This is a genomic window from Geofilum rubicundum JCM 15548 (genome assembly GCF_000974365.1).
Lineage (GTDB): Bacteria > Bacteroidota > Bacteroidia > Bacteroidales > Marinilabiliaceae > Geofilum > Geofilum rubicundum.
Genome location: NZ_BAZW01000013.1, coordinates 30,514 through 48,311, shown reverse-complemented (window position 1 = coordinate 48,311; position 17,798 = coordinate 30,514). Strand labels below are relative to the sequence as shown.

General features: G+C 48.9%; 12 protein-coding genes and 2 pseudogenes. 1 reads left to right on the top strand and 13 read right to left on the bottom strand.

The window, feature by feature from the left end:
• Nucleotides 1–55: 55 nt before the first annotated feature.
• The 3 genes from JCM15548_RS08470 to JCM15548_RS23460 are packed head-to-tail and all read right to left on the bottom strand — an operon-like array spanning nucleotide 56 to nucleotide 2,939.
• Nucleotides 56–2,365 (bottom strand): glycoside hydrolase family 2 TIM barrel-domain containing protein, encoded by a 2,310-nt coding sequence (locus JCM15548_RS08470; RefSeq protein ID WP_227625609.1) that lies wholly within the window; start codon nucleotides 2,363–2,365, stop codon nucleotides 56–58.
• The gene (locus JCM15548_RS23465) at nucleotides 2,311–2,553 is read right to left on the bottom strand and encodes a sugar-binding domain-containing protein (RefSeq protein WP_262486956.1); all 243 of its coding nucleotides are present in this window, start codon (nucleotides 2,551–2,553) and stop codon (nucleotides 2,311–2,313) included. The genes JCM15548_RS08470 and JCM15548_RS23465 overlap by 55 nt, the downstream gene beginning before the upstream one ends.
• Nucleotides 2,517–2,939 (bottom strand): hypothetical protein, encoded by a 423-nt coding sequence (locus JCM15548_RS23460; RefSeq protein WP_227625607.1) that lies wholly within the window; start codon nucleotides 2,937–2,939, stop codon nucleotides 2,517–2,519. The genes JCM15548_RS23465 and JCM15548_RS23460 overlap by 37 nt, the downstream gene beginning before the upstream one ends.
• A 189-nt stretch (nucleotides 2,940–3,128) precedes the next feature.
• On the opposite strand from JCM15548_RS23460, the gene JCM15548_RS08465 reads away from it, so the two are divergent.
• A complete protein-coding gene (locus JCM15548_RS08465; protein ID WP_062124404.1) occupies nucleotides 3,129–4,079 on the top strand; it encodes a glycoside hydrolase family 43 protein in 951 nt (316 codons plus the stop codon).
• 71 nt (nucleotides 4,080–4,150) lie between these two features.
• Here the strand turns inward: JCM15548_RS08465 and JCM15548_RS23455 are convergent, their stop codons facing one another.
• The 10 genes and pseudogenes from JCM15548_RS23455 to JCM15548_RS08430 all read right to left on the bottom strand — a co-directional run bounded on the left by JCM15548_RS23455 (nucleotide 4,151) and on the right by JCM15548_RS08430 (nucleotide 17,790).
• A complete protein-coding gene (locus JCM15548_RS23455; RefSeq protein ID WP_227625606.1) occupies nucleotides 4,151–5,710 on the bottom strand; it encodes a glycosyl hydrolase family 95 catalytic domain-containing protein in 1,560 nt (519 codons plus the stop codon).
• Nucleotides 5,698–6,558, bottom strand: coding sequence for a glycoside hydrolase N-terminal domain-containing protein (locus JCM15548_RS23450; RefSeq protein ID WP_062124361.1), 861 nt, complete (start codon nucleotides 6,556–6,558; stop codon nucleotides 5,698–5,700). Before JCM15548_RS23450 ends, JCM15548_RS23455 begins: the two co-directional genes overlap by 13 nt.
• A 272-nt stretch (nucleotides 6,559–6,830) precedes the next feature.
• The gene (locus JCM15548_RS23445; protein ID WP_227625617.1) at nucleotides 6,831–7,199 is read right to left on the bottom strand and encodes a DUF5110 domain-containing protein; all 369 of its coding nucleotides are present in this window, start codon (nucleotides 7,197–7,199) and stop codon (nucleotides 6,831–6,833) included.
• A gap of 33 nt (nucleotides 7,200–7,232) precedes the next feature.
• A pseudogene (locus tag JCM15548_RS26235) lies at nucleotides 7,233–8,047 on the bottom strand (glycoside hydrolase family 31 protein); the annotation flags it as partial.
• On the bottom strand, nucleotides 7,966–9,663 hold the full coding sequence (locus JCM15548_RS08450; RefSeq protein ID WP_369403687.1) for a TIM-barrel domain-containing protein: 1,698 nt from the start codon (nucleotides 9,661–9,663) through the stop codon (nucleotides 7,966–7,968). The pseudogene JCM15548_RS26235 and the gene JCM15548_RS08450, both read right to left, overlap by 82 nt.
• A 251-nt stretch (nucleotides 9,664–9,914) precedes the next feature.
• Complete coding sequence (locus JCM15548_RS21585) at nucleotides 9,915–11,996, bottom strand: hybrid sensor histidine kinase/response regulator transcription factor (protein ID WP_157482565.1); 2,082 nt, start codon at nucleotides 11,994–11,996, stop codon at nucleotides 9,915–9,917.
• Between the two features lie 11 nt (nucleotides 11,997–12,007).
• Nucleotides 12,008–14,074 carry a ligand-binding sensor domain-containing protein gene (locus JCM15548_RS21580; protein WP_062124357.1) on the bottom strand — a complete coding sequence of 689 codons (2,067 nt, stop codon included), beginning with the start codon at nucleotides 14,072–14,074 and terminating at the stop codon, nucleotides 12,008–12,010.
• A gap of 156 nt (nucleotides 14,075–14,230) precedes the next feature.
• A pseudogene (locus JCM15548_RS08435) lies at nucleotides 14,231–15,285 on the bottom strand (glycoside hydrolase family 5 protein).
• 125 nt (nucleotides 15,286–15,410) lie between these two features.
• On the bottom strand, nucleotides 15,411–15,749 hold the full coding sequence (locus JCM15548_RS23440; RefSeq protein WP_227625605.1) for a BACON domain-containing protein: 339 nt from the start codon (nucleotides 15,747–15,749) through the stop codon (nucleotides 15,411–15,413).
• A gap of 79 nt (nucleotides 15,750–15,828) precedes the next feature.
• Nucleotides 15,829–17,790 carry a hypothetical protein gene (locus tag JCM15548_RS08430; protein ID WP_157482561.1) on the bottom strand — a complete coding sequence of 654 codons (1,962 nt, stop codon included), beginning with the start codon at nucleotides 17,788–17,790 and terminating at the stop codon, nucleotides 15,829–15,831.
• Nucleotides 17,791–17,798 lie beyond the last annotated feature (8 nt).

Here is a 17,798-nt window from a genome sequence, read left to right as displayed (position 1 = left end):
AGCAAAATTATAATTTTTACCGTCTTTTCTGTAATAAAGCTACCGATTTTTCGGTCTATTTAATGTGCGCTCTTCTTTCTGAAGCTTCCGCCTCAATGCTTAAACTTCCCTCCTTCAAGCCGGATGACGTGGCTTTGACTTCAATAGCTCCGGGTGCTCCGGTGGATTGCACAAGAACCTGGGCCAGACCGTTGAAGGTCCTGCGCTGCCATGGTTCAGCCGGAATGACGACTTTCAAGGCGCCAGGATCCATGTTCACCTCGTCCCAGGGATGCGCCATCACAAAGGGCTCCGCCACAATGGTCACCACATTGTCCCCTTCTTTAAGCAAGTCGGTACTCAGTTGCAGCGTATGCTCGCCCCTGTCGAGGTGCTCACCCAGCAAATGGCCATTGACATAAAGCGACTGCCCGGTGCCAATGCTTCGGTACATCCATTGAATCTCGCCCTTCAACTGCGCTTCTGTCAGTTCAAAAGCACCCCGAAAGACCCTTGGCGCCGATTCGGAACCCGGCACCAGCGCACCATCCGCAAAAGCATTCTGCCAATGAGCGGCATCGTAAGAAGGTTGAACAGCAGCTGCAAGATCAACCTCAGACAAGCTCTTTTCTTTCCACTGGGATAAGGGAATGGCGGAAACAGTTTCTAAAAAACGATCGGGCTCATGAGAGGTTGGATCGCCATTACCGACACCTATTATCCGGCCCGGGCCGGTAATAGAAAACACAAGCTCCTCATTGGCATCCGGCACCACTCTGCCTGCTTCATCCACCACCCGGACGGTGATAACAGAAAGATCTTCATGGTCCCCCTGAATGCTGGTCCGGTCGGCCACCATCTCAACCGCGGCGGGTTGACCGGTGGTGGACACAGCGGATTGCATCTTTTCCTGCCCATCCTTATAGCCTATGGCTTTGATGGTACCAGGTGTATATGTGACCTTCCAGCTCAGGTGACTGTTGGGTTCCATTTTCTGGCTTCCCAGACTCTCATTGTTCAGGAACAGCTCCACCTCATCCATGTTGCTGTACACCCAGACATCAATTTCCTCTCCCGGGCGGTCGGGCCAGTTCCAATGCGGCAAAATGTGCAGCACATCTTCCTGGCTCCACCACGACTTCAAATAATAGACATTGTCCTTAGGCAGACCGCACAAATCAAACATCCCAAAATAGGAAACAACCGAAGGGTAGACAAAGGGAGTGGATTCTCCGCGGTAGTCGAAGCCGGTCCATATGACCATGCCCGACAAGTAATCCCGGGATGCATAATGTTTCCAGCCATGCTGTATGCTGAAAAAACCGGTGGGGGTATCCCGGTCGTAGGCCGCCAGATACTGCTTTTCCTGATCGTCCACATAAATGCCACGTGTCGTATTGGTCGATCCCTCCTCTGTACCCAGAGAGGCCTGCCAGGGATATCTGGCATGGTGGGCATCGGTAGATCCATGACGCAGATAATTATAGCCCATCACTTCTACCACTGAAGAAATACCGCCGCCCCAGGTACCACTAACGGCGGCATTGATGGGTCGCGTGGTATCGTATTTTTTGGCGTAGGCTTGCATATATTCAGCCATTTTGGCCCCCCGCTCATTGCCTTCAATTTGCCATTCTTCGTTGCCAACGGACCAGAGCACCACACTGGGATGGTTGCGGTCACGAATCATCAAACGGCGCAGGTGGTCCAGAATCTCATCCGTGGTGCCCATCAACCGGTTTTCATTCAGGATCAGCATGCCCATACGGTCGGCCGCTTCCAGCAAAGCCGGCGTAGGCGGATAATGAGCTGTGCGATAGGCATTGTTCCCCATATCTTTCAGCTGCTTCAATCGCCACTCGTGCAAGGCATCCGGAATGGCCGTGCCCACACCCGCATGGTTCTGGTGGTTGTTGGTCCCCTTGATCTTCACATGCCGACCATTCAAAAAGAAGCCTTTGTCCGGCGTCCACTCAATGGTCCGGATGCCAAAAGTCGTCGGATAGCGGTCCACCACCTCGCCATCACGCAGCAATTCGGTCACCACCTGATACAGGTGAGGTGTGTCCAAATCCCACAACAACGGATACTCCACCGGCAGAAGCATGGTGTATTCATCGCTATACATGGGCGCCAGCTGATATAATTCACTCGTTTGAGAGGCTACCACTTCTCCCCGTGGGTTCACAATGGCATTGCGCACCTGAAAAGAGGACGGCTCCGTGGCTTTATTGGTCACACGGATACGTGCCGTCACCTCTGCCCGGTCGCCCTTCACCTCCGAAGTAACGTAGGTACCGTATTGCGGCACATGCGTGGTGGAAGTCTTGGTCAGCCAGACATGCCGGTAAATACCAGCCCCTTCATAAAACCACCCCTCCTCCATGGAGCATCCGCCCGGACGGCAATCACATTTTCACCGCCATAATTCAGGTACTCACTTATATCAAAGGAAAAGCTGGTGTACCCGCTGGGTTCATGGCCACAATAAAAACCGTTCACCCAGACTTTCGCATCGCGATACACACCATCAAACTCTATAAAAAGACGCTTTCCCTCATCCTCAGCCGGCACCTCAAAAGTCTTGCGGTACCAGCCCACACTGGATTCGGGAAAAGCATGTCCCACCGTTTTATAACCATGACTGTGACTGGCATGCCCGGCGAAGCCTGTTCTACCGCCCAGTCGTGCGGCAAATCCAGCGTACGCCAGGTGCGGTCGTCAAAGCCTTCTGCGGCCGCTCCATCCCCATAGCCGGCCTTGGCCAGATAGGTAAAATACCGGGTTCCCACATTAAAATCCTGCTCTATATCGCTGGCATGTCCGTAAGCAAACTGCCAGTTGAAATTCATTAGCAGTCGCTCACGCGGTGCAGCCAAAACAACTCCGGCTATCATTAACCAGGCGGCTGTCAGAAATAACTTTCGCTGCTTCTTCTTATTCCAAATCAAGTCTCTCATTGTATTCCATTTTTAATGCCTCAAATTTAAGCGACTATAGCTTAAAAAAACCGCTTATTTGTCACCGGAAGGGTGATTAAATGTATTGCTTGCGGCTTGAATGGATTGATTTTGTATCACTTTTTTTAAAAAAACTGCCAATCCAATCGATGACGAATGGCTATATTTGAAAAAATTAATTTTACATCTATGAAAAACTTTGTTGTATTGTTTTTGGGCGTCCTGCTTTTGGCAGCTTGTCAAACGCCCCAACCAAAAGAAGAGCCGGTTTACCTCTTCAGCTATTTCAAAGGAAACGGCGAGACCGGTCTGCACTACGCCTGGAGTCAGGATGGTTATACCTGGCAGGAAATGAACGAGGGCCAACCCCTGTTGGCCCCCATGGTAGGAAAAGACAAACTGATGCGCGACCCGTGTATCATTCAGGGACCCGATGGCACCTATCACATGGTGTGGACGGTCAGCTGGACCGACAAAGGCATTGGTTATGCCTCTTCGGAAGACCTTTACAACTGGTCGGAACAAAAATTCATTCCCGTGATGATGCATGAAGATTCGGCACGCAACACCTGGGCGCCCGAGATCACTTATGATGCCCAAAACGATGAATTCATGATCTATTGGGCCACGACTATTACCGGCCTGTTTCCGGAGACTTACACAGAGGCTGACGCCGGTTTGAACCACCGCATGTACTATGTTACAACCAGGGATTTTGAGACTTTCAGCGATACAAAGTTGTTGTACGAACCCGGCTTCAATGTGATTGATGCCTCCATTGTGCCCACTGAAGAGGGCTATGTGATGTTTTTGAAGGACGAAACGCGCACACCGCCTGCCAAATCACTGCATGTGGCCATGGCCGATGAACTCACCGGTCCCTATTCCAATCCTTTGGTAAAAATCACGGGCGACTATTGGGCAGAAGGCCCCACTTCTCTGTTCATTGACGGAAACTGGATCGTCTATTTCGACAAATACACCGACCATCAAATGGGCGCGGTCAAATCAAGCGATTTGCAAAACTGGACCGACATCTCCGATGAAGTCTCGTTCCCCGAGGGAACCAGACATGGAACCGCCTTGAAAATTGAAAAATCTACTTTGGAGCAACTCAGGGAAAACCTGGCTAAGGAATAAATACAAACATCCACGAACGAAAGGGCTTGTAAAAACCCTTCGTTCGTGGACTTTTTATTTAACCCAAATTTCTAGTAGACCACAGAAATCGTCTGTGAGTCACCCGCTTTCAACTGAACCTTCAAGCCGACGGAGGTTCCCTTTTCTATAGATACACGACGTTTCTGACTGCTCTCGAAGGATTGCATCGCCGGCAGCAGCATTGTTATATTCTGGTCGATGGCTGATGTAAGGACCACTTCGAGACCTGTCGGGGTCCACGACAAGCGATCGATCACGATCTGACCACGCAGGGCCATTCCTTCCACAGAACCGCTTTTCCAATCGGGCGACAAGGCGGGCAACAATTTCACCATCCCCATTTCTGAATAGGCCAGGGAGCGCAAAATCACTGCCGGAAATCCACCACTCATATCCATATTGAATAAATTACCCGAATTGTGATAGGTCGCCAATGAGGGTGCCCAGTAATACCTCGACATTAAATCAATAATTTCACCGGTCAGCCCTGCTTGTCCCGTATTGGCCGTGACCATACCGAGTTGGGCCAGACCAAAGACCATTTCTCCGCCGCCCGACCGGCGGCGATGTTCCATGCGGGCCTCCACTGTTTGTAAGGCTGCCTCTGTCAGTTTCGGGTTGTCCTTGAAATCGGGATCGATCCGCTCAAACAAACTGTAGAGCTGTGATACATGGCGGTGACTGTGGTTTTCCTCAAAATGTTCCGGCAGCCACTCGGCCAGTTCCCCATCCGCGTTGATCTGGTATTCCGGCATCCGCTCCAGCATATTTTCCCATTTTTGCAATTGGGCAGAAGTTTCACCCACCACCTTCCCGGCTTCGATGCAATTTCGGAGAAGCTCCTTGGCAATCATCACATCCATGGTGGCATTCACCACGAGTTGGGAAGGACTGTTACCCGGATTGTTCTCCGGCGAATAGGAGGGTGAAAATAAGTATTTACCATCTTCGCCTTTAATCAGGAAATCTTCATAAAACCAGGCACTCTCCTTCATGAAGGGATAAATGCGGTCCTTCAGCAAATCCTTATCCCCGGTGTATAAAAAGTAATCGTACAGAATCCCTGAAGTCCACCCAGCACCCCCGCTCCACAACGTCAGCGTCCACGTTTGGTCATAATGAATGTTGTAGCCATGACTGCTTGAGTGGGCCGGCACATGAATTCCGCGGGTCCCAAACAAGCGCTGGGCGTTCACCCTGTACCAGGGCATCATGCGTTCGTGGTAGTCGAGATAGGCCATCATCAGTTCAGGGGTATTGGCACTCAACAAATGCGACACGGCTACCTCTACATTGCCATCGTGGGTAAAACCGGACGACCACGGGGGCGTCCAGGTGCCACTCCATATCCCTTGCAAGGTTGGGGGATTGGTTCCGGTTGAGGAGATGATGTTGTAACGGGCCGCATCAAACTGCTTTTGAATAATGGCCGGTGTCGACCCCTGGCGGGCCCGCACCACAAAGGCTTCGGACTGCAAATCCGCTTCGGGTCCATCTCCCAGACTTAAGGTCACCCGCTTAAACAATTCACCGTGCGTGGCCTTTTGGCCTGCCAGCAAGCGCTCATAATCTGTGCCTTTTGAAGCCAAATGGGATTTCAGGTCTTCCACCAAGGATTGAGTTTCATCGTAGTTGGCTTGACCGCCATCACCACCAACACCTCATCGGCATCTTTAATGACCAGTCGGCCACCAACCACCTCCTGTGTACCACCCTCGGCATGCACCTGAGCCACTCCCTCAAATCCCTGAGGAATACCCTCGTACTGGTGATGAAAGAAAGTCTGGTAAGTCAGGAAGTCCTCCGTTACCTCTGCCGTCGCACTTTTAATGGCGCCATTAACAAAGGCCGACTGGTCCCAGGCGATGGGATGCTGGCGCAAAAACAGCTCCATATTGATTCCGGTGGTGCCTGAAATGCGCAAAACAATGAGGCTATCGGCGCGGGAGACAAACAGGCTGCGCTGAAACATGTCCCCATTTTGCTGCCACTGCACTTTGGCCTCACCGGTCTCAAAATCGACCATGCGCACATAATCAGAAATATTTCCGGGCTCCATCACCAGGCGAAGGTTGCAAAGGGGCACAAAAGGATCAATCCAGTGCATCTCTTCATAGCCCTCCAAGCGACTTTGCGCCACAGGAATCTGGGCGGCCTCGGCATACTTACCCTCGGCCAGCAAAGCCCGGATTTCAGCCAGGCGGGAGGCCTGATCAATGGGTAAAAGCGGTACTCTCACAGGCATGTGATTGAGCGCATGATTGATGATAATGGTTTCATCATGCGGCTCACCAAACACCATGGTTCCCACCGTGCCGTTCCCGCTCAACAGGGCATCTTCCCATTGGGGAGCTGGCTTCCAGCTCACAAACCCACGTTCAGGAGCGTCAAAGCCCTGCGACCAACCGGACCCTGTCATCCATAAAAAGGCCAACCCTAAAACAACTGCTTTTTGCATATATCGTTCTTTTTATAAAACACTAAGATAGAAGCTGTTTAAATTTTACGAACCGCACCAAAACAACCCAAAGAATATGAACTGAAACGAAATCCCATATCGGGAAAACTTAAACAGTTTCTTAAGCTTAGAAAAATATCCATAATAATTATTGTGGCCATAAAGGAAATAAGAAAAGCCCCGTGCAGACGTTTCTGCACAGGGACAATTCACCCTTACCACTATTAAAAATAGGTCATTAGATTTCTAGGTCGTTAGATTTTAGGCAAATACTATCTTTTTATAACCAATTCTTCTCCGGTGTAATCATACACCTTTCCCTTGTCCAGATTCTCCAAAGAAAAATCAAAGGGGGCATCGGGACTCACCCAAATGACACGGAATTGGCGGTTTTCAGCCATCCCCTCGAAGCTGCCTTCGCGCTGACCAAGGGTTAAGGCTTGCTCTGCCTCGTTGTAACTCAAAGCAATGGTGGAAAAATCCCCCTGCTCATAGTTGTAATTGGTTCCTTCGTCTTCGTACCAATCAAAGGCCCCGTCTTTACCGGTGTAGACCACGATGGTATAGGGCGCATCCGTTTTTTGAGCCGTATGCTCAATCTCTGGTCCAAAAGGCACCACAGCGCCAGCCGGCACGTACATGGGCATGCGCTCATAGGGTGCTTCAACCTGGCGACTTTCGCCACCGGTGAAGTATTCTCCCGAGTAGAAATCGTACCATCCATGGCCGGCCGGAAAATACACCTCACGCTCACGTGCCTCGTATTCGTGTACGGGACAAACCATTAAAGAGGGGCCAAACATATATTGATCGTCGATGTCGTAGACCTTCTTATCATGGGTGTAATCCATGGCCAGACCACGCATCATGGTGTAATCATCGTGATAAACCGCACCGGTCATGCTATAAATATAGGGCATCAGACGGTAGCGCAGCTGGTTATAAAACAACATGGAATTATAGGCCGGATGTCCCTCAGGCGCTATGTTGTAAATCTCCCGGAACGGAAACTGTCCATGCACCCTAAACAGTGGCACAAAGGCACCAAACTGATACCAGCGGGTGTTCAGCTCCCGCCACTCCTTCATGTCTTCCGATCCCTCTTCGGCCACTTCGTATCGCTTCTCAACGCAGAAACCGCCAATATCCATGGTCCAGTAGGCATGCCCGACATAGAAAAATTAACACCGGCCGTGATCTGGGCTTTTAAATCTTCCCAGACTGTACCCACATCCCCACTCCAGGTAACGGTACCATAGCGCTGCATCCCGGCAAAACCTGAACGGGTCAGGATAAAGACACGTTCCTCCGGATTATAATCGCGCTGTCCCTCATAAATGCCTTTGGCATTCATCAAGGCATAGGCATTGAAATATTTGGTAGAGGGACCATAATAGGTCGGATTCATCAAAGCTTTGCGGTATTCCATGCTCGCATTGGAAAGGATGTCCGGCTCGGTAGCATCCAGCCACCAGGCATCGATGCCCATATCATAGAGATGCTCCCTGATCTGTTCCCAGAACAAGTCTCTGGCACCGGATTATAGGCATCGTAAAAGGAACCAATGTAACCATCGCTGATCCAGTCCCGCACGCTGTCCTCCACAGCCCTTTGGTACATCCAGCCCTTTTCATCAAACTCCTTATAGTGCTCGGTCCCCACATAATACTTGGGCCAAACCGATATCATGATGCGGGCATTGTTATCGTGCACCTCCTGAATCATACCTGCCGGATCAGGGAAGCGGGCCGGATCAAATTCCTGACTGCCCCACTCCTCTTCTTCCCAGAACGACCAGTCCTGTACAATATTGTCGATGGGAATCTGTCGCTGGCGGAACTCCTGCAAGACATCCAGTAATTCTTCCTGGGTTTTGTAGCGCTCCCGACTCTGCCAAAAACCCATGGACCATTTGGGCATGACCTGGGCTTTACCGGTCACATAACGGTAAGCGCTGATGACTTCATCCATGGAATTTCCCTTCATGAAATAGTAATTGATTTCATCGCCCATTTCGGAGTAGAAGGACAGGTTTTGTTGCTCTTGTGGATCAACCGGTGACAAGGCTTTTAAGCCCACATAGGATTCGCCGCCATCGGGAAACCACTCCAGCTTAACAGGGTACTTCTCGCCCGCAACCATCTCTATCTGAAACTTGGCCACAGAAGGATTCCAGGCAGTGCGCCACTGATCGGCCATCAATTCACCATCCACCCAGATCTTAGTGTAGCCGGCATAATAAAGAAGAAAGTGGTACAAACCACTTTCGCGTGGCTCCAGGTGACCTTCCCAGGTAATTCGGGCATTGTTAAAGTTGAATCCTTCCGGAAAGTTTTTAATGGTTTCCAAATTTTCATAATCAATGGTGCTTTCCTCTCGCACGGTAAAAACATGCTCAGCATCCACATCATCCACATAGGTGGCGGTCAGACTGCCTTCTTCACCATCCGCATTGTAAAGGTTAAACTGATTGATTTGGCCGTGGGGACGGGGATTGCCAAAACGCGACAAGGAGTAATTGTCCCACAGAATACCATAGTTATTGGTAGAAATGACAAAGGGGACGGCAACTTTTGTGTTGTACTGAAAAAGCTCCTCATTTTTGCCTTTGTAGTTCATTTCGTGGGCCTGATGCTGTCCCAAGCCATAAATGGCCTCCTCGTTGTCGCCCGATTCCCAAACCTGGCGCAACTCGTAGCCCCTGACGTCATCGACGGTTACGGGACGGAAGGTTTTTCCTTCCCGGGCTTCCTGAAGAATGACCTTTCCTTCTGTATCATAGAAGGTGACCTGACCGGCGGCCCGACTGACCGCAGCTACGATGTCGGAGGTTTTAAGCTGAACGCTTTCCGCTTCTTCAACGACTTCCCATTCAACCGAGGCATCTGCCCCACGAATGGCCATCAGGCTCTCATTGTCAGAGAAACTTTTTTCTTGTGTGGCTCTTACATGAATGATATCAGAAGCTATCACATCCAGCCTCACCAAATCTCCATTATGGGTTTTCACCTCTATACCGGTTTCCAAAACCGTATAGCTACCGCCATCGCATGACGTCCACATCAAGGTTAAAACAAGTAAACCATAGGTAAGTAATCTCATCATCCTAACTATTTTAAAATTCATATTCACAACTCATACATATTTTCTCATCACTAAATATCATTTTCAGCATGCTTCACTCAGGCCATCACGATTCAAAGCGCCTGGCGATGGCATGCATCCATCCACATTAACAACATCAAAAATATTTTAACAAAAATTACCAAACACCCCCCAAATGAATAAAAACAGTGGCGGTATTGTATTTAAAGGGTAATGAATTGTATTTAAGAAGTAGGTAAAATGACTACAGATCAGTCCTCATCCGACTGATTATCTGCGGGTTTGTGATTTTTGGCATATTCCGAAGGAACCACCCCAAACTCCTCCCTAAAATAGCGGGAAAAGTATTTTGGATCATTGAACCCCACCTGAAAAGCAATTTCAGAAACGGTCATCTGACTTTTCCCCAAATATTGGGCCGCCCGTTTCAAGCGCATGATGCGAATAAACTCCACAGGGGTTTTTCCGGTGAGCGCCACCAGCTTATTATAAAGATGTCCCCTGCTCACACCCAACTCTCGACCCATTTTCTCGACGGAAAATTCACTGTTGCCGATATTTTTCTCGGCCACCTTCAAGGCTTTTTTCAAAAACTTTTCATCCAAAGAGGTAATGCCGATTTCCCCGGGCTTGATTTCAAACTTTTGGGCAAAGGCTTTTCTAAAACTCTGACGCAATCCAATGAGACCTTGAATCTTCAGCTCCAGAATTTCGTAGTTAAAGGGTTTGGTTATATAGTCTTCCGCCCCCGATTCCAGTCCCTCAATCTTCTGGGCTTCAGAAGAACGGGCGGTGAGTAAAATAACCGGGATGTGGGAGGTTCTTTCATCCTGCTTAAGCTTTCGGCAAAAGGCCATGCCATCCAACCCGGGCATCATGATATCACTCACAATTAACTGTGGCTGGGCCGACAAGGCCACCTCCCACCCTACAGCACCATTGCCTGCTTCCAGAATATGGTATTTAGTTTGTAGGTTCTCTTTTAAATAAAGCCTGAGGTCTTCATTGTCCTCTATCAACAAAACGGTCGGCTTTTCCTGACCAGGACCCGTACCCTCCGAAGTAACAGAAACAGCGGGCTCAGCATCAACAGAGGATTCAGGTTCCACAGCATCCGGCGTTTCCTCCTCTTTAAGCGGTAGGCGTACCACAAACAAGCTGCCTTTTCCGGCTTCGCTTTCGGCATGGATCGTTCCACCATGCATTTTTACAAATTCACTGGTCAGCGATAAGCCGATGCCACTTCCCTGGTTGATCACCGTGTGGCTGTCCTGACTTTGGAAGAAGCGCTCAAAAACCTTTTCCAGACGGTCAGCCGCAATGCCAATCCCCGTATCTTTAACGCGCAATTCGATATAGCTTTCCGACGCAAAAGAGCCGGCATGCCCTGCCTGTCCGGGTGCTGACCGACTCATTTCAAGACTTATGCGCCCCCCATTGGGCGTGAACTTAACGGCATTGGAGAGCAGATTGAAAACGATTTTCTCTATTTTATCCTTGTCGAACCGCGTCATGTAGGTGCCCAGGTCCGACCTGAAAGCATATTCTATTTGTTGATTTTCAAAGAGATCGGTAAAAGAATCAAAAGACGTCTTCACAAAGCGGGTAAAATCACCATAACTGGTGGTCAGCTTCATTTTATCGACCTCCATTTTTCTGAAATCAAGCAACTGGTTGACCAGATTCAGGAGTCGCCGGGCATTCCTTTGAACCATCACCAACTGCGTCTGGATGCTTTCGTCCGAAACCTGTTTCAGCAACTTATCCAAGGGCGTTAAAATCAAGGTCAACGGGGTTCTGAATTCATGGCTCACATTGGTGAAAAACCGGGTCTTCATGGCATCGAGATCACGCATCCGCTCAAACTCATGGTGCTCCTGTTCCCGCAAAAATTTCATCTCAGCCCGTCGACGAATAATGTAAGTCAATAGGAAAACCAGCAAAACAAGCAATATAAAATAGATGCCATAGGCCCATTTGGTGGCATAAAAGGGCGGTATCACCTCTACCACCAGACGGGTTTCCTCATTGTCCCAGGTGCCATCACTGGCCGCAGCCTTGACTTTGAAGACGTAGGTACCGGGATTCAAATTGGTATAGGTAGCCGAGCGGTTGCGGGCATCTGTCTCAATCCATCCGGTATTAAATCCTTCCAGGGTATAACGAAAGCGGGTTCTTTCCGGATGGAAGTAATTGAGCGCAGAAAACTCAATGGAAAAAACATTTTGGTTGTGCTTCAGGGCCATTTTATCACTTTGGTGAAGCGCCTTCCGCAGCAAAACATGATTGTTGATGCGCTCACCAATGGCCACACTTCTGTTGTGTAATTTCAAATCGGTGAGCACTACCTTAAACTGGTGACTGTGTTCAATGATCTCATCGGGATGAAAAATATTAAACCCGTTGCGCCGCCAAACACCATTTCACCCGCAGCCGTTTTCAGGGAGGCATGTTCGTTGAATTCCTGCCCCTGCAGTCCGTCCAACACATCATAATTGCGAAACTCAAAATAGGTTTCATTGGGACCCACTTTCAGATTGGACAAGCCGTTGAGGGTGGCCATCCAAATATGACCCTGCGCATCGCCCTGCATGGTAATGATGTTGTGATCGGGCAGGCCATCCTCCTCTCTGAAAACCCGGAAAAGACCGGTCTCTTTGTCCAGCAAATTCAATCCGTTACGCGTCCCCACCCACAAACGACCATCGGCATCTTCCAAAACCGACAAGACATTTTCGTGACTCAGGGTTCCTTCGGTATTGGGTTCATGGGCGTATTGACGGAAGCGACGCGTAGCGGCATCCAGCACATTGAGTCCATTGGACGTCCCAATCCAGATATTACCGTCAGAATCCTCAGTCAATGCCAAAACGTAATCCGAATTGATCGAATTAAAATCGCCCAGTCGGTGGTGCACAAAACCATCGGTTCTTTCATCGTACAATTCCAATCCGCCGCCCAGCGTACCAATCCACAAGCGCTGCTGACTGTCCTCAAATATCTGCCAGATGCGGTCGTCCGACAAACTGGAAGCCACCTCCGGATCATGCCTGTAACGCTTAAAACGCCGCCCGTCAAAACGGTTCAGTCCCCCCTGATAAGTCCCGGCCCAAACGGTACCCGTGTGGTCAACGCACAAAGACACCACCACATCATTGCTTAAACTATTGGGATTATCTGGCTGATTTTTATACTTTCTGAAACGGTTCTTCTGGCGGTCAAAATAGACCAGGCCTTCACCGTTGGTCCCGATCCAGAGGTTGCCGACGGCATCCTCTGCAAAACAATTGACATCATTAGAGAAATACTTATCCTCCAGCATCGGATGGCTTCGGTAGAGCTGAAACTGGTAGAGTTCGGGATGGTGGTAATTAACCCCCTTTTTAAAAGTGCCCACCCAAATAATGCCGTCTCTGGTCTGGCAAAGCGCGGTAATACTATTGGAACTCAAACTGGTCGCATCACCCGGCACGCTTTGTTCCACACGCACTTCAAGGGTCTCTTTGTCAATCAAATTAATGCCGCCATGGTCGGTTCCCACCCATATTTGTCCCCTGCTATCTTCCAGCACCGATGAAACAATGCCACTCGACAAAGGGTAGCGCGTGGATTCCGGATGAAAAAACACCCGTTTTTCATCCTTTTGATGATAATAATACAAACCATTCCCGGATTTGAAAGAATACAACCATAAATTATCCTCCGAGTCAATGAAAAGGCGCAACTTCTGATTGGCATCCATCATCTCCGGATCCAGGTCAAAATCAATCCGGTCAACCACCATCAAACTTTCCGGGTCAATGATATCCACCACACCATTGGCATGCAGGGCATAAACATAACCCTGCGAACAGAAGGCCACATCCCACACCCGGTCGGTCGACAAAGAAGCAGCCACATCCGTTTGGTGAAACAGACGCTGCAGTTGATCGCTTTGGCGCTCATAATAATAGAGGCCCATTTGGTCATTACTGATCCACACATTGCTGTCGCTATCCAATCTTAAACTACTGATATTGCTGCGTGGCAGGGTCGTATTCTTCTTAAAAAGTTCGTGATCATAGCCAAACGACTCTTTTTCGGCATCATAAATATAGAAAGCGTTGTTCGTAAACAACCACAAAAACCCCAGGTGATCCTCGTAAATCTCCTGAATGCTGTTCTCAGGTAAGGAAGTCGGGTTACCCGGAATATTTTTAAAAACATGAAAAGAATAACCATCATAGCGGTTGAGTCCGGATATGGTGGCGAACCAGACAAAGCCCTTACTGTCGGCGAAGATGGTGTTTATCTGATTGTTAGACAAGCCCCACTCCGTATTGATACGACGAAACTGATTGGCCGCCTGCTGCGCATTGGTTGGCCAACCAAAACCTAATAAAATTACAACAATCAATAAAAACTTACGCATACACCCCATCTTATGGCTTATCAAAAATCACTGTTAAAATAGCTAAAAAGTTTTAATTGACACAGGTCTGCCAGCCCTAAAATGAGAACAGAAGCAATCGGGCTTCAACTGAAACCAGTTGAAGCCCGACAAACTTGTTAGATGTGAAGTAACGAGCTATTCGTCCAGAGTAGCCCCACGGATAATGGCATCCAGTGCACCGGGATCCACCACCGAACCATCGTTGCGGTTGAACAAGGCAAAGCCATCATTGCCGGCATGACCGTTATCCCAATAAACCGGAATAAGTCCATTTTGAACCATCGCCCGTGTAACATACTCCAGATAATATTCTCTGGAAGCTTTGTGCGCCGTATAAGCTTCACCAATTAATCCCTTTCGGTGTATGGCGCCGTATTCCCCAATAATAACCGGGACGCCCTGGTCCACAAATTGCTCCTTCATCATACCAAAAGCCTCATTCACCCAGGCTTCCTGGCCCCAGCTGGTCACATCGCCATCGGCATAGGACTCACCCCATTGCGTGTTGAAGGGCGTTTCTGTTTTCAGCGCAAATTCATAAGGATCGTAGTAGTGCACCTCTGCCATTAAGCGGTTTTCCACCACATCATCGGGCATGATAAAACCATTGAAGGTATGGGTAATATTGGTATTAAAACCCTGAACCACCAAATGACGGTAGTGGTTACGCCCACCGGTCGCCCGAATGGCAGACACGAAGGTCTGGTTAAAGGAATTCTGAACCTCCAGATTTTCAGAGGAGGGTGCTCCATAATTGCCGGAAACATGTACCTCATTGGTACCCGCAAACAGCAGGCGGTCGTCATAATCCCTGAAATAAGCCCCTATTTGTTCCCATAGCTTGGCCAGTTTGCTGTTAATGGCTTCCTGATGGGCATAATCAGGATGGTCCAACCAGCCACCGTCCCAATGCACATTGATTTTCACAAATAGGTCATTATCGAGGGCATAGTTCACCACCTCTTCTACCGTTGTAGCCAGGCGAGATTAATCAAATGGTTCTCCTTATCGGCCAGCTTGTGCGACCAGGCCACAGGAATCCGAATGGTGTTAAAACCAGCAGCTTTAACCGCATCTATCAGTCCTTTAGTAGTGGCAGGATTTCCCCAGGAGGTCTCCCCTCCGGTAAAAATGCCATTGTTGACCGTGATGGCTTCCAGAGAATTTCCCAGATTCCAGCCAGCACCCATAAGCGCAGACAGTTCCAAAGCGCTCATAGCCCGCATATCGGTATTATCGGGTTCTATGAAAGCCTCATATTCAAAAACCGGCTCCTGCTCTTCAGGCACTTTGGCGGACTGCGTGATGGTAATGGTCACCTCATCAGCCCTTCAGCACCAACCGTAAAGACGGCCGTACGTTCCTCTTCCAATTCATTGGCATCGGCCGTGACTTTCACAGTCACATCTCCCATGGCCACAGAAATGGATGGGCGCACCCATGTCACACCAGTGAAATCAATCTTCCAGGTGGTATTACTGGTGATGGAAACGGATTGTTCTCCGCCATCCTCAGAAAAGCTAAGGGTGGTCGGATTCACACTTAATTCAGCCACGTCCGGCACATCCGGAATCGGATCATCCTTTTCATCCCCACAGCTCCAGACCATAAAAGACAACCCCAGAACCACCAACACCCAATTCAATCGCTTCATCATAATAGTTTTAACTAGGACCATTAACAAACAGGAGTCAAAGGCTCCTCGCCTTTGACTCCCTGAAATTAATCATTTATTACTCGACCACAGGAACAAAAACATAAGTCAATGGCATAGCATCCTCACCACTGAGTTCCTGAGAACGCATGACCTGCAATAACAGGGCATCGTTCTGAATCTTGTAAATTTTGGTATCTCCCCAATCAGCCACTGCATAATCAGCAGTCCATGGGTGCAACATGCCTACTGACATAGAAACCTCTTTGGTTTCATAATCAAAGCTCCATGTGCCATTCAGAACCTCAACCTCATCAGAATCCAAGACATCTCCTTCAACAGGTAATCCTGAGCGCTCCAGGGTTTCGCCTTCCTCTGTATATGAATACCTTCGAACACGCTGATTAACGACAACGCTGCCATCCTTATTAAATGTCATGGTTCCATAGTCCACATCCGGTTCACCTGCACCATATTGCTCTCCGGGTAATGGGTTATAAGACCAGGAAGAATAATCCGAGAAAATGACGGGTCCCTGCTCAGCACCCCAGCTGGTTGCGACATCGTAAGTTCGCTCCGAATCCAACTTCCAGGTCTTACTGGTCAACATATTCACTACAGCTTGTGCCGGATCGGGCTCAGAACTTCCTCCCATAGAAGGCACCAATAGGTAGGCCATATATTCAGGTTTATCAGGGCTCAAAGCCCCCACCCACATGCCAGTCAATCTGCCCACTTCATTCTTTTGGATAGAAAGAATCCGGAGCTGATTTTCGGCGGTCAAACCAAAAGCCCCCCAACCAATTACAGGAAAACTTGGGTTTATGTCGCTGAAGGTATAAATACCCGTTTCTGTATCCAAGGTATATGTACCTTCTTGTTCGGTACCATCAGGTGCGACGTAAACCACTGAGTTGTCATCAGAATCCATCGTCAGTGAAAATCCTTCATAAACAGAAAGATCATGTACGCCTAACCAATCCGGGTATTCCTCCGGAGCATTCCATTCATTCATCAGTGAACCATCTAAATGGGCCCAGTTCAAAGGCGTTGTTTCTGACAATTTCCAGGTAATGGTGGTGGAGACCACTTGTGATACATCATCCTGCCAACCTTCTGGCAATTGAGGTTCCGGATCGGGTAAGTCCTCGGGCACCCAGTTGTCTGAATAATCCTTTGAAATATAGTTGTAAACCAGCATGGCCGAGGGTTCACCTGCAAGGACTTCATCCCTGATAACACCCAGCTGCATGCTATTTTCTGTAACTGACATGACGCGAATATCGCCCCAATCAACCACCTGCCCATCTCTTCCCTCATCGTGCAAAGGACTGGCATCCGTCATTCTCAAAGTCTTACCTGAAGCATCCAAAAAATAGGTGCCACTTTCCTGACGGTTCAACATTTTATGATCAACCGTAATGGTGGCATTCCCTTTTAGGCCAAAGGTCATGGAGCCGTAATCTCCAGCGGGCATTATCCATTGGTTTCCCTCCCAGTCAGGCAGCCAGTTCCAACTGTCTCCTTCAATTTCTTTTCCTTCAGTGACCGTTTCCCAACTATCGTCCGTTCCGTAAAAATACAGCGGACTATTAAAATATTTGCTTACCCCGTCTTCATTCAAATCCAACAGCCAGGTCTTTTCCTCCCCTACACCGCCACTCAAAAGGGTCCACAAAGGATCATTGACGTAATTCAGGTTATTGGTGGTAATGGACAACTTAAAGGTATCGTCCTGAACCACACCTCCAGGGGTAACAATGCCGTAAACAAAGTTATAGTCACCTGCAAAGGGGATGCGAATGGTGTCCTGATTACGTGTGCTACGTCCCATAGGGGTTGCCCAGAAGGCAGCATAACCGGGGTTGTTGGACTTCAGTACAATCATATTCGGATCTTCACTGTCCTGAGTAATGCTATAATTAAGGGCATCTTTGGTCAGCAACTCACCCAGCTCGAATTCCTCGGGCTGACAAGCTGTAAACAGCAAGGCTGCTGAAGCCAGAACCACCTTACTAAAATTCAATATCTTGGTCTTCATAATTAACA

Excerpts from the sequence above, each read along its gene's own strand:
- JCM15548_RS08470 (WP_227625609.1), bottom strand. The coding sequence starts at position 2,365 with ATGGAGGAGGGGTGGTTTTATGAAGGGGCTGGTATTTACCGGCATGTC.
- JCM15548_RS23460 (WP_227625607.1), bottom strand. The coding sequence starts at position 2,939 with ATGAGAGACTTGATTTGGAATAAGAAGAAGCAGCGAAAGTTATTTCTG.
- JCM15548_RS08465 (WP_062124404.1), top strand. The coding sequence starts at position 3,129 with ATGAAAAACTTTGTTGTATTGTTTTTGGGCGTCCTGCTTTTGGCAGCT.
- JCM15548_RS23450 (WP_062124361.1), bottom strand. The coding sequence starts at position 6,558 with ATGCAAAAAGCAGTTGTTTTAGGGTTGGCCTTTTTATGGATGACAGGG.
- JCM15548_RS23445 (WP_227625617.1), bottom strand. The coding sequence starts at position 7,199 with ATGTACGTGCCGGCTGGCGCTGTGGTGCCTTTTGGACCAGAGATTGAG.
- JCM15548_RS08450 (WP_369403687.1), bottom strand. The coding sequence starts at position 9,663 with ATGATGAGATTACTTACCTATGGTTTACTTGTTTTAACCTTGATGTGG.
- JCM15548_RS21580 (WP_062124357.1), bottom strand. The coding sequence starts at position 14,074 with ATGCGTAAGTTTTTATTGATTGTTGTAATTTTATTAGGTTTTGGTTGG.
- JCM15548_RS23440 (WP_227625605.1), bottom strand. The coding sequence starts at position 15,749 with ATGAAGCGATTGAATTGGGTGTTGGTGGTTCTGGGGTTGTCTTTTATG.
- JCM15548_RS08430 (WP_157482561.1), bottom strand. The coding sequence starts at position 17,790 with ATGAAGACCAAGATATTGAATTTTAGTAAGGTGGTTCTGGCTTCAGCA.